Raw genomic sequence first — 23,007 nt, 5'->3', positions numbered from 1 at the left:
AGAATGAGATCTTTTCTATTGGTGTGTATTGAAAAATATTTCGACATACAAAAATATATAATAACAGGTCGGTTTTTATGATTAAATAATAAACGTATTCCTATAACACTATAAATGAATTACAATCTTTTATGGGTTAAAAGTCAGAATATGATTGTAATTGTTTGGTAGTTAGTTGTTTTGGTTTTGTTGTTCTGTGAAATTGTTACAAGAATCTGTAATTGTGTTAAATAAAAAACTTTATAAAATAGGAAATTTGTTACAAACCTAATTAGAAATAGACATGGCGAATAAGGAAGTTACATTTTGTGACCCAAAACATTTAGAAGAGGATTTAAATGGAACAACATATATAGTAACCGGAGCTCATTCGGGTGTAGGGTTTGAGACAACACAGCAATTAGTAAAACAAGGAGCACATGTAGTAATGGCATGCAGAAGGGTGGAAGATGGTAATAAAGTAGCACAAAGCTTTTCAACATTAAAGGGAAGTTATGATGTGATGAAATGTGATTTAGCAGATCTTCAATCCGTACGAGATTTTGTGGATGCTTTTCTTTCAAAATATCAAAAATTAGACGGACTAGCTTGCCACGCTGGAATGATGAATATGGAAAATACACCAGAATATAATAAAGACGGTTTTGAAATCACGGTAGAGGCAAGTTTTTATGGACATTTCCTGTTAACCGAACTTTTATTAGAAAAATACCCTCAACTCAAGAATCTTGATGCTGTTTTCCGTAGTGCATACAGGAATTAAAAGAGAAAAGGCATCAAATTCATTTTGAGGATTTGGAATAGATGGTATTGACAAAACCATTTATTACAATGATGAACATGAGTGGTAGCAGTTGGTAATCAGCTCAAACCTCCTTACATTGTTTATTATCTGAATATGCATCTAAATACTCAAGTGAATACTTTTCATAACATAGTGTACTATGGATAGTGGTGAGTATAGAAAAGGAGGATGGTCAATGTCATCACCAAACCCAATGTTCATGATCTGAAAAGTGAAAAACAATTATGGACATCACTTGAAAATTAGTAGGTCTAAATTAAATAATACCCAATACTTATGTCTGATATTCTAAAAGTTGATAGTATTTCTCAGTTTCACAAATTATTAAAATTACCAGCTCCTGATCATCCGCTAATCACATTTATATATGATGAAGATCTGGTCAAAGACTGGCTGGATGAAAGTATGTATGGTATACGATTTTCATCTTCAATGTACACCATTATGTACAAAGATAAGATTAGCGGGTCATTGGGGTACGGAAGAAATTCATATGATTATGAAGAAGGGACAATGATTTTTGCACATCCCCACCAGGTTTTCACGGTTCCCACAAAAGAAGAGTTAAGAAAAAAAGATGGGTGGACTTTACTATTTCACCCTGATCTTATCATTAAATCTAATTTATTCAATCAAATGGACTCCTATACTTTTTTTGATTATGAAGTAACTGAAGCTTTGCATTTATCAAAAAAAGAAGAAGAGTTTATACAACATATCGCTGATCAAATCAAAACTGAATATTCTCAGAATATTGACAAGCACAGTCAAAATTTGATTCTCTCTAATTTAGAACTGTTCCTCAATTATTGTATGCGGTTTTATGACCGACAATTTTATACCAGAACGAATTTGAATAGTGATTTAATAACTGATTTTGAATCTAAATTAAAGTCTTACTTCAAGTCTGAACAGATTGTGAAAAGTGGGTTGCCTACGTCTAATTATTTCGGGAAAGAACTGAATATGTCACCCAATTATTTAAGTGACTTGTTGAAGAAAGAAACAGGAAAAGGAATCAAAGAACATATTGATGCCTATGTGGTAAGTAAAGCAAAAAATATTCTTTTAAGCTCTAATCAATCTGTTGGTGAAATAGCCTTTAGTTTAGGGTTTGAGTATCCTCAAAGTTTCACCCGTATGTTTAAAAAGAAGACCGGATACAGTCCCAACGAATATCGAGCAAAAAATTAAAATATTGACACCTGATTAAATTAAATAAGGTGTACCCTTTAATCAATCAATAGCCATAGTGGCCTTTTAATACAAACTATTTTGTAATAAGAAAGAACAATTAACACAACGATTAAATTTAGATGGATATGAGTGTGTGATTATACATTCGGCCTAGTACATGTGAAAGTGTGCTAGGTTTTTTTTGATAAATTTATTTTATGCTCTAAATTCAAACTTAATAGCAAACTAAAATTATGATAAGATTTATTTTTGTATCGATCTTCCTATTCACTTCTTACAGCAATTATGCTCAATCACATACATCATTTTTTGATTCTTGTTCGATTGATTCCATCAATGGAGAAGAAGTATATGAAATAGTAGATGAGCCACCAGAATACCCAGGAGGGACGGGAGCCTTTTATAAGATAATAGGTAAGCACATAAAAATTAGTGATAAAAATAAAAAAATGGGCTACCTAAAAGATTATATCCTATTTATCATTGATCCAAATGGTGAAATAGTTTATCAATGCTCTATTGATGGAACAACGCTCCCTTTAGAATATTTAGAGAAATGGAAACCGGGAGTTATGAAAGGTAAAAAAGTGTATGTGAAGATGGTTTTGCCAATTAAAATAAAGTTAGGGTAATAACCTGTTTTGCAAAACTATTCTTCAATCTAATTTTTGTAATAAAGCTCTGATTTCTTTACCTTAATAGAATAAAGTAAACAATAGAAAAGATATGAACCAAAGCATCAATTTTAAGTATATACAGAAGAAGAAAGACCTGAGATCTCAACTTTTTTTCAGAACATCTGCCTTTTTATTAGACTTCTATGTATTCAAATTTATCCTTGGCTTAATCTTTTATTTAGTCTTTGAAGAATATGTATTCGTAGAAACATTTTCAGCTGAAGATTTGGTAATAGCTTCATCCAAAATCACATTAATGGAGTACGTTTTTTATATTTTATATTGTAGTATTTTTGAAGCATCAAATTTAAGAGGAACCTTGGGGAAAAGATTTTTTAAGTTGAGTGTAAATGGTACTCATGACGGTAAAATCTCTTTATGGAGAGCATTATTAAGAAACAGTATTAAGCCATTTTCCATCATTTCTTTAGTTGGAGTTATAATCATTGATCTGACAAAGAAAAAACAAGCATTACATGATTTGCTAGCAGGTACTGTAGTAACATTGAGATAAAAAGTGATGCTGAACCATAACATGATAATTAAGAGTGTAGTCAGCCAATTAATATTTAGGTGTATTATTTTTTGTGATAAGTTTATGCTTAAGTCAAGTAGCACTTGAGTTATTATGGTTTGTCCCTATTTTTTATAATCTCATTTTATTTGTAAAAGACAAACACCATAAACGAAGAACAATTTTTCTGTGGAGTACTTTTTTATCAATTACTATTGTCAGTATTCAATTGTATCTCAACGCCTACCTGAACTATGGATGTTTAAGTCTGTTTCAGGAAGAAAGTGTTTTTTTCGCAATTAATTTTACCATGGTTTTCTATACTATACTTGTAAGGGGGTACTTATCGAGTTCTTTAGTAAGAAGGTAATACTACATGCATTTCATGGCATGACCTAATTTTTATGTAGCAAACAATGAGAAAACTATTCTTTCAGACTTCAATCATAATCTTCTTACTGATAAGTAATTCGGTGTATTCTCAAATTATAAAATCAGACTCATTGGACCTTAAAAAAATAAGGTTGATTGATGAATTGTTTTATGATTACTATAGCATACCCATTTTAGATCAGCAGAATAAAGTTTTCATCAATAGAAAAATTAAGGCCTATCAAGCATTTTTAGAAAACAATAAAGGTTCATGTTATACACCTTATGTATTACATGAATTAGGTGTCTATTACAAATGGAATCAAGAACCTGAAAAAGCAGTAAAATACCTAAATAAGGCAATCACTAGAACTACAGATTTTACCTATAAAGTAATTGACACTTATCCTACTCTAGTGTATTGGCAGAATAGCTCACTTCGTTATTCTCTTGAGTATAATTTACCGAAAGTCAAACATCAATCCTATTATACTTTGAGTAGGATATGTATTGAAAATATGCAGTTTGAAGAAGCTTTAAACTGGTTAGATTCAGCTGATTTATATCCATCTTTAACTCTAGATTGTCTCGGTGATGAAGTTTCTTTTAGAGAGGATAAAATTGAAATTTATTATGGTTTGAAAGACTATGAAAAAGTAGATGAATTATTACAATACAAATATTTTGAACTAATGTTTGAGGAAGCCGATACTACTAATATTATAGCTGGTGAAACACTAAAAGAAGTGTATTCTAAAGCATACTTGAAAAAGCATTTTATTGACCCGATTCAGAAAATAAGTGATGTAAAAGAGGATTTCTCTCTTTTAGGTGAAAAACAGGACCTTTGGGATAATTTGCATATTTATTATTCAGATGAGACTGATAAAGTGAAATCAATCAAAGAGTTAAACGAAGTATTGAAAATTTGTAAGAAAGATCTGATTTCTTCTTATTTATATAAAACTATTGAGGAATATGTATTGGCTAAATAAGAACACACGTTACTTTTTTATCATTTTAGTGTTTATGTTTTTTTGTAGTAGTCAAGATTTTATTCAAAGTAAAGTAATTCATTATTCATATTTCAGAACAGCAAAGTTTTCTAAACCCCATCATGAGAGTGCAGAAAAATACCATATTAAGAGAGGAAGAAATTTTTTAGAGATACATTGGGCTTTATCAGTTGATGAAAAGGAACATCTCATAGAAATGTATTCTTTCATAGATACTATTTCATCAAAGCATTCTATTGAAATATACAAAAAGCAATCTGATGAATTAGATGATTTATCGTATCTATTTTTAAGTCAAAATCAAATACTTTTCATATATGATAAATCTTGGAGTTCGTTACGTCTTTTTTTAAACAAGACTGATAGAAAGTATTTAATACAAAAACAGAGAGAAGTAGAACAAGCATTTCAACTATTTATTAATAACAAAATATGATGTATCCCTTCCAGTAAGTCAATAGCTTTGAAACTTCATGTAGTAGCGTAGCCTGCTACGCTTTGTATGAAAATGAGATGATTTATATATTTAATGTAATACATTTTAGCGTAGTAGACTACGCTTCTACAAGACAACAAACAATGAAACAAACTCTTAAAATATTCCTTCATCTTTTCCTCATTATTTTTCTTACAGCTATTACACAAATAGGAGGAATCGTTTATCTGCTCTTTTTAGTAGTGCTCTATTTTTTGAAAACGAAAAATATACTTTTGAAGGTAGTTGTATTCAGTATGATATATTTATTTTTTATTTATGTGATCATACCGCCAATAGCAAGATGGCAGGGCAGAGAACCGGTGGTTACTACTGAAAATATTTCTCCGACAAACTATATGACGGTGCTCTTGAATAGAAATTATGTAGTGCCCGAAATGAATAACCTTTTACTAAAGGCGGGTAAACAATTAAAAGGAACAAACATCAAAATAAAGTACCTGGATGCTTGTTTTCCTTTTGTCAAGGGGTTTCCATTATTCCCCCATTTAAGTCATAATGATGGGAAGAAGATTGATCTTTCTTTAGTTTATGAAAACCAAGAAAAAGAGATTACTGACTTACAAAAATCAATCAGTGGTTATGGTGTGTATGAAGAGGTTAAAAAAGGGGAGTGGGACCAGCCAAAAAAATGTTTAGAAGCAGGCAATTTTCAATATGACTTTCCAAAATACCTCACCTTTGGAAGAATCAATAAAGAGCTAGAATTTTCGAATAGTGGGAATAAAAAGCTAATCAATATTCTACTAGCTCAGCCTAATTTAGGTAAACTGTTTACAGAGCCTCATTTGAAACAGCGTTTAAAGTTGAATCATCCCAAAGTACGCTTTCAAGGTTGTAAAGCAGTAAGGCATGATGATCATATTCATATACAATTATAGCAAAAGAGCTTTAGAAGTATAAGACCTCTAAAGCTCAATGTAAAATGCTATTACAATTTCGGAGTAGCTAATTTGATATTATCTTCCTCAAAATAGATTAAGTGGGGAACACCTTTGTACCTGAAAAAGGTCGGATGTTCAGCTTCATGTTCTGGGATTATTTTAGCGATAGTTTTCGCCTTCAAATCAATTTCCCAAATACACGCCATAGCACTTTCTCCAGTGTTATCTACATATAGTTTTTCACCTTTATCATCCCAACATAAGTAACCTAAATTCCAGATACGTGCCTTCTCATTGCTCAAGATTTTGTAAGTGGATTCATTATGAATGTCTTCAACAATTAATTCTTGACCGTTTAGAGATGGATATTCAACCTTTAAAGCACCATCAGGTGAATAAAGATGTATTTGATCATAAACAACTTCAATGGAGATGATTGTTTTTTGAGAATCATAAGGGAGTCCTTGTATGATTTCTTTCTCAAAGTTTTGATCAATCTTTACAAACTGATCTTTTGCCTCTTTGATATAAAAGTTGTCGGCGTCATGAAAAACCTCAGTCCAGCTAAATTCATTAGGGTATTGAAATAACACTTCACCCTCATAATTTATAAAATCAAGCATATAAGAATTCTCCTCTTCCACTTTTCTTTGAACAGCCATGATCAATCCATTTTCATTAGATCGAAAACTGAGAATATTTCCTTTTTCAGTCAAATTCCATCTTTCCCATTTATCAAATTCTTGGGTAAAACCGGAAAGAAGGTCATCATGGATTTTTGGCTCATGATCTTCCCCGTAAGTTGGCTTTGGAGAGCAATAAATAGATTCTTTTTTAGGATCAAGTCCTTTTTTTAAATCTGATAAACCTTTCAGAACAACTTCATCAAAATCGTTATCATATTCATATCGAGTTAGTGCAAAGCCAGTTTTTGAATCTTTATTATATACAATTTGAAAAGTTGAATCGTTGGTCCAAACAGCGTTGGAAGGTCCTTTGAACGTATCAAAGTTCACCTGTAATAGAGGCTCAAAATTAAAAGAGGAATCTACATCATAAATACGGTAATAATCTCCATTTTCGGTGAGGCCGTTGTTATGAAGGATTGTTAGGGCTGTAGAACTATCAGGATTTAAAAATAGGTTGTCATTTATATCTTCGATAATCAGCTCAGATGCAGTTTCTCTGTTGATAAGGAAATACCAATCATCCGCATCTTTTACAACATGACAATTTAAATTTGGATGTATTCCCAAGTATATTTTTTCTTCTTTGTACTCCTTTCGAATAGTATGAGAAGAACCGTCTTTAAGTTTTAATACAATACTTTGCTCTGAGTCCTCGAAAATAGCACTATCCATCAGATAGGTGATCTTAGAAGTATTTGACGTTAATAGTACCGTGTCAATAGGATATTGTTCTAACTCAAAACCTTCATTGCGGTAGATTAAAGAGTCGTAAAGCTTAGTGTCATCATCGTATACATTAAGATAAATGGTTTCTCTTTTCTTCTCTTTGATAGGTTCAATTTTTGGTGCTCGAGGTGTTACTTCTTCTTTAATTTCTTCTTCTGTAACAACATCTTCCTCGATGACTTCTTCAATCATTTCAGCCTGAGTTTTATTCTCAGGAGGAGTATTATCACAGCTAAAAAAAAGGCAAATTAATGGCAACAAAAAAATAGAGGAAGTTCTATAATTGAGTTTCATGGTTTTAGTTTTTCAGTTAAAAAAATAGGTTTTAATTTAGAATATAAAATTATAGAAAAAGCAGTTCATTCAGCGTAGTTTATCAGAGTTGAAAGTGGATTTGATATTTATTCACATAAAACAATGATTACATTAGTTCTTCTATTTCATCATTATACTTTTGATAGAAAATACCTAAATTGTTCTTACAACTTCATATGCAACAATAAATGACAACTATAAACTCAACACTTAAACTAACAAGAAACCCCAATGTCAAATTAAACTGGGCAACGGGATTGACTTTAGTGGTATTTATCTGTATCCCTCGCTTTATTTTGGTGCTCAATGCCAATGAAACTGCCAACTACAGTGCCATTGGAGGAATTATGTTTTTCTCCGCCATTCTTCCTTTTATGATCCTAACCAAGCAAGGCTTAAAAGCGATAGGTATCGTAAAGACCAATAAGTTTGGGGTGCTGTTTCTGGCTTTGATTTTAGGAATAGGAGCAAGTTTAATACTGTATGGTTTAGGGGTAATGTTGTATGGAGAAAGTATCGAAAATTGGTATGTGTACATAGGAAAGTCTTACAATATTCCAGTGGGAATTTCGGGTGACGATAAGCTGATTTTGTTTACTATAATGGCGATAACAGGAATGATTTTTAGCCCGATTGGAGAAGAGTTTTTCTTTAGAGGAATAGTACATTATGCCTTTGCTCAATCATTAGATGATAAAAGAGCCTCATATATTGATAGTTCAGCGTTTGCTTTGACCCATATTTCACACTTTGGATACATCTATTATAATTCAGAATGGATATTCTTACCGTTTCCTACTCTTTTGTGGGTGATCAGCATGTTTTTGGTGAGCCTCTTATTTTTTCAAATGAAAAAGAAAACCCAATCGATATGGGGAGCAGTGCTTTGTCATTCTGGATTTAACCTAGGGATGATATACTGTATTTTCTATTTGTTGTAATAATAGACTTACAATGTTATGAGTAAAGAAAACGTCCATAATCGAACAAAGTGATTGAAATTGATACAGAATAAAATGACTTTTAAAATCATTTAAATTTGTAAATGTCTATTAGTGAGTTATTTATGTATTTTAGGTCTGTTTTTGAATAATTAATGGCATAGTGTCAAATAATATAGTATTAGTAGTTTAGCATTAAAGAACATTACGTTTTTAATGTAAAATTAAAGTTTAAATAGTTACACGTTATTAGAGAAGGAATGAGTGCATCACCAGACTTTCCTATTAGTCCTAAAAAAAGAGGTAGATATCTTTAAAGATACCTACCTCTTTTTCATTTTGAGCAGAAGGGCAATTAGCTTGCTTCCTCTACTTCGTCTCTTTCCACACGCAAGTTATCAATAATAAAACGTTGACGGTCCATTGTATTTTTACCCATATAGTATTGAAGCAATTGTTTTGTATTGCTGTCCTCACTCATAATTACAGGCTCCAAACGGATGTCTTCACCAATAAAACCACTGAACTCATCAGGAGAAATCTCACCCAGACCCTTAAAACGAGTAATCTCAGGCTTGTTTCCAAGTTCTTTGATGGCATTGACACGTTCTTCATCAGAATAACAGTAAATGGTTTTCTTCTTGTTTCTAACTCTGAAAAGTGGTGTCTCAAGGATATAAACGTGTCCTTTTTCTACCAAATCAGGAAAGAACTGTAAGAAGAAAGTCAAGATCAATAAACGGATGTGCATACCATCCACATCGGCATCGGTAGCAATTACTACTCTGTTGTATCTTAATCCATCAATTCCGTCCTCAATATTCAAGGCGTGTTGCAGGAGGTTGAATTCTTCGTTTTCGTATACCACTTTTTTGGTCAAACCAAAAGAGTTCAATGGCTTACCTCTCAAACTGAATACCGCTTGAGATTGTACGTCACGAGACTTTGTAATACTACCACTTGCTGAGTCACCTTCGGTGATAAACAGTGTTGTATTTCTTTTATCTTCTTCCTCTCCTTTTTTATCGTTGAAGTGCTTACGGCAATCTCTTAATTTTTTATTGTGAAGATTGGCCTTTTTCGCTCTTTCGTTGGCAATTTTCTTAACACCTGCAATTTCCTTACGCTCACGTTCCGATTGTTGGATACGCTTTAATAAAGCTTGTGCAACTTCAGCATTTTTATGTAAGAAGTTGTCCAATACTTTATGCACGTATTCATTGACAAATGTTCTCAGCGTAGGGCCGTCAGGAGCAATGTGTGTAGAACCTAATTTTGTTTTCGTCTGAGATTCGAAAACAGGCTCTTGCACTCTTACAGAAACAGCTCCTACAATGGATGCTCTGATGTCCGCCGCATCAAAATTCTTTCCGAAGAAATCACGGACAGTCTTTACAATCGCCTCACGGAATGCTGATAAGTGCGTACCGCCCTGTGTTGTATTCTGACCGTTGACAAAAGAGTGGTAGTTTTCACCATATTGGTTAGAGTGGGTGAAAGCAAACTCTATGTCCTCTCCTTTGAAATGAATAATTGGATAGCGAATTTGGTCCGCATTTGTTTTTCTTTCTAAAAGATCACGAAGACCATTTTTGGAAAGATATGTTTTATCGTTCAGTTTTAACGACAACCCTGAATTGAGGTAAGCGTAATTCCAGAACAAATCATCCAAATAATCCGGTAGGAAACGGTAGTTTTTGAAGATGGTAGGGTCTGGCTTAAAATAAACCGTAGTACCGTTTTTCTCTTTTGATTTCTCAATTGGAAAGTCAGTTGTTAATTTACCTGCTTCAAATTCAGCGACTTTTTTCTCTCCATTTCTTACCGATTGTACTCTGAAGAAATTAGAAAGAGCGTTCACCGCTTTTGTACCCACACCATTCAAACCTACAGATTTCTGGAAGGCATTGGAATCGTATTTCGCACCTGTATTGATTTTGGACACACAGTCGATCACTTTACCCAATGGAATACCTCTACCGTAATCTTTTACCAAAACGGCACCTTCGTCAACGGTAACATCAATTTGCTTACCGAATCCCATCATGTGTTCGTCAATACTGTTGTCCACCACTTCTTTAACAAGGACGTATATACCATCATCAGGTGCCGAACCGTCACCCAATTTACCGATATACATACCCGGTCTTAAGCGTATATGATCACGAGGATCCAGTGATTTAATACTGCTCTCGTCATAATTATGTGTAGTATCTGCCATATCTCGTTATGCTTTCTCCACAATTATAGTTCTAAAATTAAACAAAATGAACAGTAGATGGTTAATTTGTCTTATTTTTAATCATTTATGATAAAGAATCATCAAAATTTGATCAAAAAGTATTAAAACTAAAAATTTAAGCTGAATTTAAAAAAAAGCTTTTACTCTCCCAAACGTCTGATATCAACCAATCTGTCTTTCCAGTACGGAGAATAGGCAACTTCTTTTACACCATCTTTTGATGAAGTGTAGATGAAATTGAATCCTTGTTTTGTGACTTTAGAGATAATACCACAATTAGAAACCTGATGGCTTCCTTTACGTTGGCTAAAGAATACAAGATCACCTGCTTGTGTTTTATCAGCCGTCACTTTAGCTCCTTGTCTTGCTTGTTCAGTACTGATTCTTGCTAGTTTTACCCCAGAAGCTTTCCATGATACCATTGTTAAACCACTTGCATCAATTCCTTCTTTAGAGTTACCACCAGATTTGTAAGGTGTTCCAATAAAATCTCTAGCAGTGACAACGGCAAGTTCAGCTTTTTCAGTTTGCGATTTACCGCTCTCTGTAGAAACACTACCTTCTTCATTCTGCTGTGATGAAGTACCACAAGAAATAATAAATAAGGATAAGCAGATGGAAATGATAATTTTAATGCGTTGATTCATTTTTCGATTGTTGTTATATTAAAAAAATATTTGCTTTAAAAACTGTAATGCGTCTTAGAAAACACACTTTTTTATGGAAAGGAGATTGATTTAATGTAATCTTCTAGCCTTACTGAAAATGCCTTTCCAATAGGCACTAGTCAGTTCACTTTCCATTACTCCACGGGAAGTTGATGCATGTATAAAATACATTTTGCCATCTTCCACTTCAGTCACCATCCCTACGTGATTGATTCTTGTTCCGCCATGCGGATGGAAGAAAACTAAATCACCCGGCTGTAAGTTGTTAAAGGAAACAGCCTTTCCTCTTTTCGCTTGCTCAGACGAAACTCTAGGCAGTTGCACATTCGCTGCTTGCCATGAAACGAGCATTAATCCAGAACAGTCCATTCCTTTTTTTGTCGTACCGCCAGCAGCGTATTTTACACCTTCAAAAGACCATGCTGTTTTGATGGCAACTTTTGCTTTGCCTTCGGCTTTCACAGTTTTAGTGGCTATTTCGGTCGCCACAGCAGTAGCCGTTGCCGCTGAAGTACTTTGAGCTGTATTATTATTACTTTGAGAAACCCCCAACTCACTCAACTGCTTTTGTTTTACTGTGTCCAAGCGGTCTTGCCTAGTGGCGTAAGTATATTGCTTTCCAAATTCGCAGGATTGAAAGGCGAAAGAAAAAAGTAACAAGGTCAGTAATGTATATTGAGTATGTTTCATTTCTTCAAGAGTAATCTTTTTAAAATTAGGCGTTTTGATCTCCATAAACCATGAGATCAAACAGTAATTCGTCCGTAAAGGATTAGAAATTTAATTAAAGATACGAAAAAGATAAAAGCCCTCTTAGAATTTTAGTTCTAAAAGGGCCTTTTTTAATGTGGTTGACAACTTTTAAGCGAGTGTCAGCGCTTCACAAGTTTTACGGGCAGCGTCTTGTTCGGCTTTTTTCTTACTGTAACCAGAACCTACTGCTTGCACTTCTCCATCAATGATTAAATTGACTTTGAATTGTTTTCCGTCTTTTCCTCCTTGTTTTGAAATAGTAAAGTCAACTGTTTTACTATTTTTTTGAGCCCACTCAATAATGAGACTTTTAAAATTGGTTGTCGTCGTGATGATTTCCTCTATGTCATAATGCATCATTAATAGCTTATGAATGATGAATCTGCGTGTAAAGTGAAATCCTCTGTCTAAATAAACGGCTCCAATGAAAGCTTCCATAGCATCACCATAAATAGATTTATGGCTCAGTGCAGAGTTTTTTCGACCTTCAAAGGCGACCATTTGACTCAAACCAATCTTTACAGCCAAACGGTTAAGAGATTCACGGTTTACAATTCTAGAACGGATCTCGGTTAGGAAACCCTCGTCTTTGTAAGGATAGCGTTTGAAAAGATATTCAGCTACCACAGAACCTAAAACGGCATCTCCCAAGTATTCAAGACGTTCGTTTGATTCTTTAAAACCTTTCATAGCACCACTTTCAAAAGCAACAGAAGTATGCTGCATTGCGAGGTGATAAAGTTTAATATTAAAAGGTCTTCTTCCGATAATTCTTGTTACAACCTTGGCTAATTTTTTCTCCTGCTCATTATAAGGCGTGACCCATCGTTTTAAGAACTTTCCTAAAATCATTGATCAGTATTATAGTCTCGATAAATTCGAGGAGTAAAAAACATTCCCCAAAAATGTAAAAAATATCTAAAACAAAGGTGTTTTATTTCAATTCTTTTTTTTGTAGGGAATACTAAAGATAACAGAGTTTTTTTTAAGGAAAACAAAAAACCCGTTAGAAATTGAGCTTGCTAACGGGTTTCTGCTAAGAAAAGTACAAATTACTCAGCGTACTTTTTGAATACCATTGAGAAGTTGTGACCACCAAATCCAAATGTATTCGATAAAGCAATGTTCACGTCACGTGTTTGTGCTTCATTGAAAGTACAGTTTAATTTCGGATCTAATTTCTCGTCCGGTGTAGTATTATTGATTGTTGGAGGAATAACACCTTTGTTCAATGCCAATAAACATGCTAAAGCTTCTACTGCACCTGCAGCACCAAGAAGGTGACCTGTCATAGATTTAGTAGAAGAGATGTTTAAGTCATAAGCATCTTCTCCAAATACTTTTTTGATCGCGTTTACTTCTCCGATATCACCAAGTGGAGTAGAAGTACCGTGAACGTTGATATAATCAACATCTTTCGGCTCGATTCCAGCATCTTTCATCGCTTCCGCCATTACTCTGCTTGAACCTTCTCCCTCTGGGTGAGGAGCAGTCATATGATAAGCATCAGCAGTCATACCACCACCAATTACTTCACCATAGATTTTAGCACCTCTCGCTTTTGCATGCTCTAATTCTTCAAAGATAAATGCACCGGCACCTTCACCAAGTACAAAACCATCTCTGTTAGCATCAAAAGGTCTTGAGGCAGTTGCTGCATCATCATTACGTGTTGACAATGCACGCAAAGCATTGAAACCACCGATACCCGCTTCGCAAACTGCAGCTTCAGAGCCACCAGTTACGAAAAGGTCAGCCATTCCAAAACGAATATAATTGAAAGCATCTACCATTGCGTTTGTTGCAGAAGCACATGCTGATACAGTCGTGAAGTTAGGTCCTTTTAGTCCCCAAGTCATAGAAATATGACCAGGTATTAAGTCAGGAATCATCTTCGGGATGAAGAATGGATTAAAACGTGGTGTACCGTCACCCAAAGCGAAGCCAGAAACCTCGTCTTGGAAGGATTTTAGACCACCGATTCCTGAACCCCAAATGACACCAAAACGCTCTTTGTTAACAGCGTCTAAGTCCATTTCAGAATCTTCAATGGCTTGTTTAGCTACCGCAACACCGTATTGGCTTACGAGGTCCATTGTACGAACCTTTTTGCGGTCAATATAATCAGTTGCTACGAAGTCTTTTACTTCGCAAGCAAATTGAGTTTTAAATTTAGAGGCATCAAACTTAGTGATAGGGGCAGCACCGCTAACACCTTTTTCTAAATTTGACCAATACTCTTCGACAGTGTTGCCTAGTGGTGTTAATGCACCAATTCCAGTTATTACAACTCTTCTAGCGTTCATAAGATTTTGATTTTGGAAGATCCCAAAAAAACAAACCTGACAGATTTAGCACCTAGAAAAAACTGAGGTACTTGCACTATCAGGTTCGCTAGCGTCTGATTCGCTTATTTTAAAGGGAGTGTAAATTACTTTACGTTCTCTTCAAGGTATTCGATTGCGTTACCTACAGTTGTGATGCTTTCTGCTTGATCATCAGGAATAGAAGTGTTGAATTCTTTTTCAAATTCCATGATTAACTCAACAGTGTCAAGTGAGTCTGCACCTAAATCGTTTGTGAATGAAGCCTCTGGTGTTACATCTGATTCTTCTACACCAAGCTTATCAACGATAATTTGTTTTACTTTTTCTGCAATTTCGGACATCTTAATAACTTTTAGTTGACCAATTTAACTGCAAAGAAATGAATTAGAATTTATAACTGCAAGTATCTTCATCATTAACAGATCGTATAAGTTATGCAAGCATACGTATACATCGTTAAGTGTTTGAAAGTGAGTTACTTTATTTCTTCTTTTTTTCTTTGCGACTTTCTAAATAATTCAAAATTTCTTCTTTGGCCACTCCCATGAGGAAGACAGTGGCCTCATCACGGAGCATTTTTCCAAAAGATGGAACCCTGCTTTCGTGCGAATCTGTACTTACAATTTTCTTACCTTTTTTGGCAGGACCTTCGAGTTTCGAAAGTTTTTTTAGGTATTTCTTCTGACTTCTACTCTTATGGATTCTTAATGCCCACTGCGACAGACTGTAAGTGACTACAAGAGCGGCTCCATACGTAAAAATCTTCTTTATATCTTGTTGTGTTTCAGAAACAGTTCCCTGAGCTAAGTCCACTAATTCTTTCTTAGCCGATTGTGTTTGCTCTTTGAGTTGGGCTTTTTCTGCTTTTAATTTTTCTCTAACTGCGTTTGTTCTTTGTTCACTCATAAGAAATAGGTTTAATCATCATTTTCTTCCTGTAATCTGTCAATGGCTTCATCAATCCAGATTAAAAACTGATTTCTTAAGTGGGTAGTATAATAAAGTGCCAGCCCGAAGAGTCCAACACAAAAAATACCTACTATTGAAAAACCAGCAAATGAGGGCCACGAGAAAATATAGTTGACAAATAAAGCAAACCCAAGTGCAAAAAATGAGAAAGCAAGCGTTAAAAATGTCAGCATTATCACAAATATTGCAATAACGGATAGTGCACCTGCTAATCCAGTCTTGATTTGAATGCTGAATAGTTTAGCATAGGTTTCTATCAGTTTTACAATGGCGCTGAGAATCTGATCAAACCGCTCTTTCTGACGAGCCTGCTCTTCTTCGGTAAATATTTTATTGCGTAATGAATTCCTTCTAGACATATAAAAAGATTAATCCTAATTGATAATAGGATAAAAAGTAATCTTAAAAATTTAATGATAGACAAATATAGAAGAATACGGCAAATTTCATGATAAGTGCGGTTAGTTTATTTCATCCCTTACAAGTATAAATAGTGATCTGTCCTTATGCTTTTTAGACCGGTGTAATTTTTTGTGATTAAAGTAAATAGCTTCAATCCACCTCAATTGATCTTCATTTTGATGTACAATAATGGAAAGTGTGTCGGTTTGTCCATTGATTGAAACAAAATAATCGATATTTTCAGCATTCAGCTGATTGGTGTAAATACCTGAGAAAATTTGCCCGTCATCAAACTGATGTCCAATTTTGACTTTGTGGTGTAAGTGCGTTTTTTGATTTCCTATTAAGGTATAGACTTCAATTGTACCTTTTTCTTGTTCGTTTAAATGGTCTATTACATTTGTACCCTCAGTTGTTTGGTATTCTAACAGAATGTTGAAATCATGATGAGGTGCATAGGGTTTGTCTATGATTTGACAGGAAGAGGCAGAAAGTAGTAACTGTAGAATCGATATATAGAATATAAACTTCATTTTAAATTGAGAATAGTATTAGCATCCACAATATTAACATTTAAGTTTTACAAAAAGGTTGGCAATCTAAGAAGAGGACTATTAATTCAATTTATATCCATAGAAAAATGCTTTCTTTTTTAGATCTTTAATAAGTATTCATTCAATCTTACTTTATAATATATCTTCTCTTGAAACCATCCCTTAAAGTATTCCTGTTTCTTTCTCTTCTATTTTTTAAAAGCTTTTATTCTAATGCACAAGAGCTTCAGCTTACATTATCCACTGGTCATCTTGGAAAAGTAAAAGGTTTGGCTATTACAAATGATGCAAAACTGTTGGCTACTGCTGGAGAAGATGCCGCTGTAAAAGTGTGGAATATTGATGATAAGCGTCTGCTTTACTCTGTGTATCCTCATGAAGTAGGAATTACAGCTTTATGCTTTTCTCAAGACAATCAATACCTGGCCACAGCTGGAATGGATGGTAAAGTGAAAGTGCTTCATCTTAAATCTCAAGAAGTGGTGTATGAGTTTGAAGATGTAGAAGGAGAGGTTTTCAAGATAAAGTTTGTGGGAGGCTTTCTACTTTTTATTACCAAAGGAGGAATGATTTACAGGCTCGATTGGGAAAATAAACGGCTTGCTCCTGATGGGTTGGAAACAAAGTCTGATTTGGGCAACTTCTCTTCTCTAAACTATTCTTTTAAAATGAAATGGTTGACTGTGGGGAAAATGGAAGGTGATATTGTGGTTTGGAGAGGTTACAATAGACCCACTGTGACCAAAAAGGGACTGCATGCGGATTGGATCTCGGCAGTGGATTATGTGCCTTCTGATTCTTTAATAGTGACAGGGTCTTGGGATAAGACCATTAAGATATGGGATATTAATGCAGATACTTTGGTAGATCAAATGGCCTCGCCTGATCATACGCCTATTATTGACTTGAAATACTCTTCCTTTTTTGAGGTTTTGGTATTTGCCACACAAGATCAGAAAATCTATTTCTATGATGTCAAAGACGGCAAAATAGCCGATGAGCCAAGGTTGATAAGAGATGATTTTGACAAAATGATTTTCACAGAAGATACTCGTCATGTGGCTTTTTCTAAAAGTGATGGTTCTATTAGTGTCTGGTATTTGGAAGTGGGGAGATCAAAAGCGAGTGTGGAATGGAAGCCAATCAATGGAAATCTGGTAGAAGGAGAAATTAATTTGTCTACCGGTGCAATTGCTTTTGTAACCACCACAGGGAAGTTTCACTCCTGGGAGCCCAACCGACATGTTATCACCAAAAACTGGAACGCTCATACAGGTAAAGCCACCGCTTTGGAGTATTTACTAAAAGGTAATCGTTGGGCAACTACTGGTGAAGATAGCTTAGTGAAAGTATGGTCTGATCATGGAGAATTAATAGATACGTTGCAATTATTGCACAAGGGAAAGACCATTGTAAATATTCCTGTTATGGATGAGCTAGGGATTGGGACAAACGGTGGAGATGTTATTCTGTGGAATAGAGAAGAGAAAACCAGAAGAAATATTTATCAGCATAATGGTGAAGTGGTTCGTTTGGTAAGTGATGATGACGGTGACCGAATAGCTTCAATAGGGAGAGACAGAAGATTAATTGTGTATCATCTAAAGAAAAATCAAATTGAATTAGATACTGTAGTACCTGCTTTACGATTGAATGATTTGGCTTTTTCTGAAGAAGGAGACAAAATTGTGGTGAGTGGCAATAATGGAATTTTTGCATGGAATACGAATGATTGGGAGACAGTAGATCATGATGTTCCCAAAAACGATATTGTGAAGTTGGATTTTGTAGCAAAGAGAGGAGAATGGATACTTGGAATGCGATCTGGGAGAGTGGAAGTATGGGATAAGTCACTGTCTCAAAAAGTAGCATCTTTTGATGAATCAAGCATTCCTGTGGTAGATGTGATTCCTTATATCGACAAGGGTATTTTCTTTGCGGTGAGAATCAATACAACGTTTGAAATTTGGAGTATTAAAAAAGAAAAGCGGTTAGGGAAAATTGTTTCCTCCAATGAGGGGCATTGGGTGATTGAACATTATTCAGGTTTGTTTGATGCAGGAAACCTTAACATGAGTGAGCTTTATTATGTGTATGGTACAGAGACTATCGATTTTGATCAGTTAAAAGATAAATATTGGGAACCGGGACTTTCTTACGAAATATTGCAAGGCAATCCTCTCCGTAAAGTGCCTCCATTAAGTGAACTCTCATTATTTCCTAAAACCAATACCTTTGAAAAGGATGGGAAGCTTTATATAGAAGTGATAGACAGAGGGGGAGGAATTGGTGGAGTGAGTCTTTACATCAATAATAAAGAAGTGATTTCTGATGTACTTACAGAAGGACAGAAAGAAAATTACGAAGGTAAAGAGTACTATACAATCCATCTTGAAAAAGTAAAAATCCACCTTATTCCCGATCAGGAAAACGACATTGCTGTGCTGACTTCCAATAAAGCAGGCACATTGAATGGAAGAGGAATTAAACTAAAGTATAAGGGAAAGGAAATAGAACTGCAGGCTCCTCCAATATTGTATGGGGTTATTGTGGGGGTTTCGGATTACAGAGGGAGGTTATTGGATTTGAAATACGCCGCAGAAGATGCTCAAGCCATGTACTCCACAATTGAATTGGGCAGTGAAAAATTATTTGGCGTGAAAAACTCTGTGGTCCAATTGCTGACTACTGATGCAGAAGAAGAGCACCTTCAACCCAATAAAGAAAATATAAAAAGAGCTTTTGAAAGTATAAGCCAGCGTGCAAGTGCCTCGGATATACTATTTGTGTTTCTTGCCGGTCATGGAGCTGTTGCAGAAAACAGCGAGGGTGACAATGATTTTCATTTTTTAACCAAAGATATGAGCAACAGTGATTTGTCAGACCCTGATATCAAAAATAATTATACCATCAATGGTACTGAACTTCTAGATTGGATCAAGGAAATTCCAATTTCAAAACAGGTTTTTGTTGTCGATGCTTGTCATGCGGGATCTTTTTCTACTGAGTTGATCACCTCTAGAGATTATAATGAGGAAGGGATGAAGAAGAGAGCTCTGGAGAGAATGAGGGCCAAGACGGGTATGTTTATGCTTTCTGGGGCGTCATCTGATAAAGTCAGTTATGAATCCTCTTATTTGGAACATGGTTTATTGACGTATTCCTTATTAGACTATTTAAAAAGAGGGGAACTGGACGAGGGGAGGTTTGTAGATGTGCAAGACTTATTTGCTCATGCAGTAGAGTCTGTGCCTCAGTTGGCCTCTTCAATGAGTGGAGAACAACAACCGGAGTATAGGGTTCCTGTTGGAGCAGGCAGTTTTTATATTGCTGAATTACCCCAATCTGTAAGAGACAGCATTACCCTCTCTGTTCAGAAAAACTTGATTTCGGCAATTTACTTAGAAGATGCAGATACATGGGCAGATCATCTTCGGTTGAGTGAACAGGTGAAGACTTATTTTATATTAAAAGCAGAAGAAGAAGAGTTGACAGTTCGCTATCAGAAAAATGCAAAAGGCCCCAATACCTATATTATAAGAGGTAAATATGAGGTTCATAAAAACAATATTCTTTTAAAATTACATCTCATTTCAGAAAATAAGGTCGTGGATAAATGGAACATCAAAGCCAAAGACATTAAGGATTGTCAGGAACAGCTATTTGGGGAAATTGAAGGTTACTTTAATTCATTAGAGGAATAATACATAGTTTAAGTGTATTTTATCCTTTTGTTTAGTTGTTAAGAATGGATTATTTTACGTGAAATTTTTATAAAAACTGTCCAAACTAGTACTATCTATGCCACTAACTACAACACTACTTGAACTACCATTTGCAGACAGGCTTAATGAATCTGAGCTAGAGATTCTTTCTGAGAATGCAGAGTTAGTTACTTTTGAAGACGAAGAAATTATCACATTACAATTTGCTTCTGCTGAGCAGTTCTATGTCCTTTATTCAGGAAAAGTGGAATATCATTTGAACGTGGGTGATCAGCGTGGTGGCTTGACAGTTGGGGAAAACAACGAAAAAGGAACGCCTATTGGGTGGTCCGGTTTTAGAGAACCTTACCGCTTTGCAACAACGGCGATTGCTCAAGGAAAAACGCAGGTAATTGCATGGGATAATAAACTATTGAGAGCTCTTTTTGATAGCAATCCGCAGATAGGGATGCATTTTCTTTCCTCTACGTTATTATACAGCACCCACTTGCTGAGGGATGCGCGAAACGTCTGGATTCAAGGGTCTATCCCAATGACGGTGGAAACTTTTGAGGGCAATACTACTTATACTTCTTTTCAAGACAAAGGTCCTGTAGAATCCAATTTGGAATTTTTCAGGCAAAGCAATTTTTTTAATCCATTCTCTGACTGGCATTTGATGAAATTGGCCAATATCAGTGATACAAAATATTATAAGCAAGGCGAAAAACTGCTTTCTAAAGGAGAAGCCTCTAATAAATTTATGGTGCTGAAGAGCGGTAAAGTCGCTTTGAATTATGTGAAAGAAGGTGGTGAAATCTATACTTCTGATATTTTGCAAGAAAGGGGACAAGTTATTCTCTGGAGTGCGGCAAGTTTTGATGCAATTCCCAATTTTATGGAATTGGTGGTATTGGAGCCTATTGAAGTTTTAGAGATTCAAAGAATAGACCTTTTGGTATTGTATGGCGAATTTCCAAATCTTGGAATGGTCTTTATGTATAGATTATTATGGTTGTTGGGGAGTGCATTGAAGGCCGTTCGAGCTCAGGTGATTACTCAAACTTATGACCGTGAGTTATTGACCATTCAGACCATGATTGATCAGGCTGGGGCACAGTTGAGTGTCACTTCTGATATTCATAAAATTCCTTCACTTTTAGCAGAGAAGTTGACGCAGGGAATTGCTTTTGATTTGTTAGATGGATTAAGCAAATCGGGTGTGGGGCAAGAAAAAAGTTTGGCAAACCTTTTTGTGAAAGTGACGGGACCACTTCGTAAAGAATATTTGTTTTTGGAAGGCTTGAAAAAAATGACAAATCATGTTATCAAAGCTCCGAAAACCATTCCAGCAAGTCGACTACGAAACGAGTGTTCGGAACTCTTTGAGAAGGCCATTGCTTATTTGGATATCAGAATAGAAGGATTAGAAAATATACCGAAAGAGTCAGGGAATATTTTTATTTACAATCATCTGCTCAATCACCCTTATTATACCTTGCCCAATAATTTTCAGATCACTTTAGACTCTCATTTTATATCAATGTTGCTGTTTAAGTTTTACAAAGATTCAGGATTGAGAGTGGTAAGAATTGGAAAAGGGCCAGAATATGGACATCAAGATTATTACAATAAATTGGGGCATATTGGAGTGAGAACTGCAGACTCGGATCCTTCGAAGTTATCGGATGAAGAAAAAAGGAAAAATAGAAACCTGTTTTTCGATGAAGCCAGCTCAAAGTTAAAAGAAGGTATCAATTTGATTTTGAGCCCTGAAGGAACAAGTAGAGAAACACATCAATCTCCAGTCGATTTCAAGCCGGGCGCTTTTATGATTGCCAATCATTCAGGCATTGATCCTTTGATTGTTCCAATTGCTTTGTCGTTCTTTGACAAACGAATGAGTAAAGCAAAGTTAGGCGTAGTAATCAAACCTGCTTTCAGACTATCAGAAGTTATAGATACAACAAAACCCTTTAAAGAGGAACTAAGAGGGTTTTTAAAGAGTTATTCTAAAAAATATCGTTCCTATGTAGAGGAGGCCATTCAGTTGGTTGAAAATTAAATTAACAATGACAACAGAAGAGATTCAGTTTTATAAACATGAAGGGCTGCCACAGTTAGCCGAAAATTTAAAAGCACAACCTTCAATTAATCAACCTATCGTCTTTTATGGAAGTTCTTCTTTCAGATTATGGAAAACAGTAAGAGAAGATTTAGGCAATGCTGCTATTTTAAACATGGGTTTTGGAGGTTCTACTCTAGAGGCTTGTGCTTTGTATTTTGATCAGCTTTTTAAAGATGTCGAATCGCCACAAAGTGTGTTTATTTATGCGGGCGACAATGATCTTGGAGGAGGACAGAAAGCAGAGGATATTCTTTTCTCTTTTGAAAGTATTTACAGACAGCTTCGTTTTAAATATGGAGAGGATCTTCCAATCTTTTATATGTCTATCAAGCCAAGTCCAAGCAAGGATAATATCATGCATGAGATTGAAAAATCTAATTTCCTGGTCAAAGAAGCAATGCATGTACTGACTAACATTACTTATGTAGATATCTTCACTCCAATGTTGGATGAAAACGGGAAAAGCAGGCCGGATTTATTTGAAGATGATATGCTTCACATGTTGCCGGAGGGATATGCTATCTGGACAGAGGTTTTGAAAAAAGTCTTAATATAAACGAAATAAAAAATAACCTGTAAACTTTTTTGCAGGTTGTTTCGTACCTTAGTATCAGTTCAATCGGATGAA

At 35.0% G+C, this 23,007-nt stretch carries 21 protein-coding genes; 11 read left to right on the top strand and 10 right to left on the bottom strand.

Translation table 11 applies throughout. The annotated features are described in order from the left end of the window. Positions 1-283 precede the first annotated feature (283 nt). The 7 genes from AVL50_RS16210 to AVL50_RS16180 all read left to right on the top strand — a co-directional run bounded on the left by AVL50_RS16210 (position 284) and on the right by AVL50_RS16180 (position 5,958). Positions 284-763: an SDR family NAD(P)-dependent oxidoreductase gene (locus tag AVL50_RS16210; RefSeq protein WP_062617550.1), complete on the top strand. Its 480-nt coding sequence runs from the start codon at positions 284-286 to the stop codon at positions 761-763. Between the two features lie 318 nt (positions 764-1,081). Then, complete coding sequence (locus AVL50_RS16205; RefSeq protein ID WP_062617549.1) at positions 1,082-1,999, top strand: AraC family transcriptional regulator; 918 nt, start codon at positions 1,082-1,084, stop codon at positions 1,997-1,999. A 236-nt stretch (positions 2,000-2,235) separates the two neighbouring features. Next, positions 2,236-2,634, top strand: coding sequence for a hypothetical protein (locus AVL50_RS16200; protein WP_062617548.1), 399 nt, complete (start codon positions 2,236-2,238; stop codon positions 2,632-2,634). Between the two features lie 94 nt (positions 2,635-2,728). Further along, positions 2,729-3,193, top strand: coding sequence for an RDD family protein (locus AVL50_RS16195; protein WP_062617547.1), 465 nt, complete (start codon positions 2,729-2,731; stop codon positions 3,191-3,193). 416 nt (positions 3,194-3,609) lie between these two features. Then, complete coding sequence (locus tag AVL50_RS16190; RefSeq protein WP_062617546.1) at positions 3,610-4,560, top strand: hypothetical protein; 951 nt, start codon at positions 3,610-3,612, stop codon at positions 4,558-4,560. Further along, a complete protein-coding gene (locus AVL50_RS16185; RefSeq protein ID WP_062617545.1) occupies positions 4,544-5,017 on the top strand; it encodes a hypothetical protein in 474 nt (157 codons plus the stop codon). The genes AVL50_RS16190 and AVL50_RS16185 overlap by 17 nt, the downstream gene beginning before the upstream one ends. 296 nt (positions 5,018-5,313) lie before the next feature. Beyond that, positions 5,314-5,958 (top strand): hypothetical protein, encoded by a 645-nt coding sequence (locus tag AVL50_RS16180; protein ID WP_216639054.1) that lies wholly within the window; start codon positions 5,314-5,316, stop codon positions 5,956-5,958. 50 nt (positions 5,959-6,008) lie between these two features. Here the strand turns inward: AVL50_RS16180 and AVL50_RS16175 are convergent, their stop codons facing one another. Continuing rightward, entirely contained in the window at positions 6,009-7,670 is a 1,662-nt protein-coding gene (locus AVL50_RS16175; protein WP_062617544.1) for a hypothetical protein, read from the bottom strand. Between the two features lie 209 nt (positions 7,671-7,879). On the opposite strand from AVL50_RS16175, the gene AVL50_RS16170 reads away from it, so the two are divergent. Next, a complete protein-coding gene (locus AVL50_RS16170) occupies positions 7,880-8,632 on the top strand; it encodes a CPBP family intramembrane glutamic endopeptidase (protein ID WP_062617543.1) in 753 nt (250 codons plus the stop codon). Positions 8,633-8,987: 355 nt separating this feature from the next. Here the strand turns inward: AVL50_RS16170 and AVL50_RS16165 are convergent, their stop codons facing one another. From AVL50_RS16165 to AVL50_RS16125, 9 genes are all read right to left on the bottom strand, one after another. Beyond that, a complete protein-coding gene (locus AVL50_RS16165; protein WP_062617542.1) occupies positions 8,988-10,853 on the bottom strand; it encodes a DNA topoisomerase IV subunit B in 1,866 nt (621 codons plus the stop codon). A gap of 161 nt (positions 10,854-11,014) precedes the next feature. Further along, on the bottom strand, positions 11,015-11,521 hold the full coding sequence (locus AVL50_RS16160) for a C40 family peptidase (protein ID WP_062617541.1): 507 nt from the start codon (positions 11,519-11,521) through the stop codon (positions 11,015-11,017). 90 nt (positions 11,522-11,611) lie between these two features. Next, positions 11,612-12,232: a C40 family peptidase gene (locus AVL50_RS16155; RefSeq protein ID WP_082795873.1), complete on the bottom strand. Its 621-nt coding sequence runs from the start codon at positions 12,230-12,232 to the stop codon at positions 11,612-11,614. Between the two features lie 171 nt (positions 12,233-12,403). Further along, positions 12,404-13,147 carry a ribonuclease III gene (gene rnc / locus AVL50_RS16150; protein WP_062617540.1) on the bottom strand — a complete coding sequence of 248 codons (744 nt, stop codon included), beginning with the start codon at positions 13,145-13,147 and terminating at the stop codon, positions 12,404-12,406. Between the two features lie 200 nt (positions 13,148-13,347). Further along, positions 13,348-14,601: a beta-ketoacyl-ACP synthase II gene (gene fabF / locus AVL50_RS16145; protein WP_062617539.1), complete on the bottom strand. Its 1,254-nt coding sequence runs from the start codon at positions 14,599-14,601 to the stop codon at positions 13,348-13,350. Between the two features lie 125 nt (positions 14,602-14,726). Further along, the gene (locus tag AVL50_RS16140; protein ID WP_044209543.1) at positions 14,727-14,963 is read right to left on the bottom strand and encodes an acyl carrier protein; all 237 of its coding nucleotides are present in this window, start codon (positions 14,961-14,963) and stop codon (positions 14,727-14,729) included. Positions 14,964-15,102: 139 nt separating this feature from the next. After that, positions 15,103-15,528: a hypothetical protein gene (locus AVL50_RS16135; protein WP_062617538.1), complete on the bottom strand. Its 426-nt coding sequence runs from the start codon at positions 15,526-15,528 to the stop codon at positions 15,103-15,105. Positions 15,529-15,539: 11 nt separating this feature from the next. Next, the gene (locus tag AVL50_RS16130; RefSeq protein WP_062617537.1) at positions 15,540-15,950 is read right to left on the bottom strand and encodes a phage holin family protein; all 411 of its coding nucleotides are present in this window, start codon (positions 15,948-15,950) and stop codon (positions 15,540-15,542) included. A gap of 102 nt (positions 15,951-16,052) precedes the next feature. After that, on the bottom strand, positions 16,053-16,526 hold the full coding sequence (locus tag AVL50_RS16125) for a hypothetical protein (RefSeq protein WP_062617536.1): 474 nt from the start codon (positions 16,524-16,526) through the stop codon (positions 16,053-16,055). A gap of 170 nt (positions 16,527-16,696) precedes the next feature. Here AVL50_RS16125 and AVL50_RS16120 point away from each other — a divergent pair, with 170 nt between their 5' ends. From AVL50_RS16120 to AVL50_RS16110, 3 genes are all read left to right on the top strand, one after another. After that, positions 16,697-20,251 carry a caspase family protein gene (locus AVL50_RS16120; RefSeq protein ID WP_062617535.1) on the top strand — a complete coding sequence of 1,185 codons (3,555 nt, stop codon included), beginning with the start codon at positions 16,697-16,699 and terminating at the stop codon, positions 20,249-20,251. Positions 20,252-20,348: 97 nt separating this feature from the next. After that, positions 20,349-22,316, top strand: a complete 1,968-nt coding sequence (locus tag AVL50_RS16115) for a 1-acyl-sn-glycerol-3-phosphate acyltransferase (RefSeq protein ID WP_062617534.1) — start codon at positions 20,349-20,351, stop codon at positions 22,314-22,316. A gap of 7 nt (positions 22,317-22,323) precedes the next feature. Continuing rightward, positions 22,324-22,935: a GDSL-type esterase/lipase family protein gene (locus AVL50_RS16110; protein ID WP_063850753.1), complete on the top strand. Its 612-nt coding sequence runs from the start codon at positions 22,324-22,326 to the stop codon at positions 22,933-22,935. Positions 22,936-23,007: the final 72 nt, after the last annotated feature.

The organism is Flammeovirga sp. SJP92, assembly GCF_001583495.1.
Classification (GTDB): Bacteria; Bacteroidota; Bacteroidia; order Cytophagales; family Flammeovirgaceae; genus Flammeovirga.
The sequence above is the reverse complement of the archived record's forward strand: the minus strand, read 5'-3'. Positions and strand labels throughout refer to the sequence as shown.

Excerpts from the sequence above, each read along its gene's own strand:
- AVL50_RS16210 (WP_062617550.1), top strand. The coding sequence starts at position 284 with ATGGCGAATAAGGAAGTTACATTTTGTGACCCAAAACATTTAGAAGAG.
- AVL50_RS16205 (WP_062617549.1), top strand. The coding sequence starts at position 1,082 with ATGTCTGATATTCTAAAAGTTGATAGTATTTCTCAGTTTCACAAATTA.
- AVL50_RS16200 (WP_062617548.1), top strand. The coding sequence starts at position 2,236 with ATGATAAGATTTATTTTTGTATCGATCTTCCTATTCACTTCTTACAGC.
- AVL50_RS16195 (WP_062617547.1), top strand. The coding sequence starts at position 2,729 with ATGAACCAAAGCATCAATTTTAAGTATATACAGAAGAAGAAAGACCTG.
- AVL50_RS16190 (WP_062617546.1), top strand. The coding sequence starts at position 3,610 with ATGAGAAAACTATTCTTTCAGACTTCAATCATAATCTTCTTACTGATA.
- AVL50_RS16185 (WP_062617545.1), top strand. The coding sequence starts at position 4,544 with ATGTATTGGCTAAATAAGAACACACGTTACTTTTTTATCATTTTAGTG.
- AVL50_RS16180 (WP_216639054.1), top strand. The coding sequence starts at position 5,314 with ATGATATATTTATTTTTTATTTATGTGATCATACCGCCAATAGCAAGA.
- AVL50_RS16175 (WP_062617544.1), bottom strand. The coding sequence starts at position 7,670 with ATGAAACTCAATTATAGAACTTCCTCTATTTTTTTGTTGCCATTAATT.
- AVL50_RS16170 (WP_062617543.1), top strand. The coding sequence starts at position 7,880 with ATGACAACTATAAACTCAACACTTAAACTAACAAGAAACCCCAATGTC.
- AVL50_RS16165 (WP_062617542.1), bottom strand. The coding sequence starts at position 10,853 with ATGGCAGATACTACACATAATTATGACGAGAGCAGTATTAAATCACTG.
- AVL50_RS16160 (WP_062617541.1), bottom strand. The coding sequence starts at position 11,521 with ATGAATCAACGCATTAAAATTATCATTTCCATCTGCTTATCCTTATTT.
- AVL50_RS16155 (WP_082795873.1), bottom strand. The coding sequence starts at position 12,232 with ATGAAACATACTCAATATACATTACTGACCTTGTTACTTTTTTCTTTC.
- rnc (WP_062617540.1), bottom strand. The coding sequence starts at position 13,147 with ATGATTTTAGGAAAGTTCTTAAAACGATGGGTCACGCCTTATAATGAG.
- fabF (WP_062617539.1), bottom strand. The coding sequence starts at position 14,601 with ATGAACGCTAGAAGAGTTGTAATAACTGGAATTGGTGCATTAACACCA.
- AVL50_RS16140 (WP_044209543.1), bottom strand. The coding sequence starts at position 14,963 with ATGTCCGAAATTGCAGAAAAAGTAAAACAAATTATCGTTGATAAGCTT.
- AVL50_RS16135 (WP_062617538.1), bottom strand. The coding sequence starts at position 15,528 with ATGAGTGAACAAAGAACAAACGCAGTTAGAGAAAAATTAAAAGCAGAA.
- AVL50_RS16130 (WP_062617537.1), bottom strand. The coding sequence starts at position 15,950 with ATGTCTAGAAGGAATTCATTACGCAATAAAATATTTACCGAAGAAGAG.
- AVL50_RS16125 (WP_062617536.1), bottom strand. The coding sequence starts at position 16,526 with ATGAAGTTTATATTCTATATATCGATTCTACAGTTACTACTTTCTGCC.
- AVL50_RS16115 (WP_062617534.1), top strand. The coding sequence starts at position 20,349 with ATGCCACTAACTACAACACTACTTGAACTACCATTTGCAGACAGGCTT.
- AVL50_RS16110 (WP_063850753.1), top strand. The coding sequence starts at position 22,324 with ATGACAACAGAAGAGATTCAGTTTTATAAACATGAAGGGCTGCCACAG.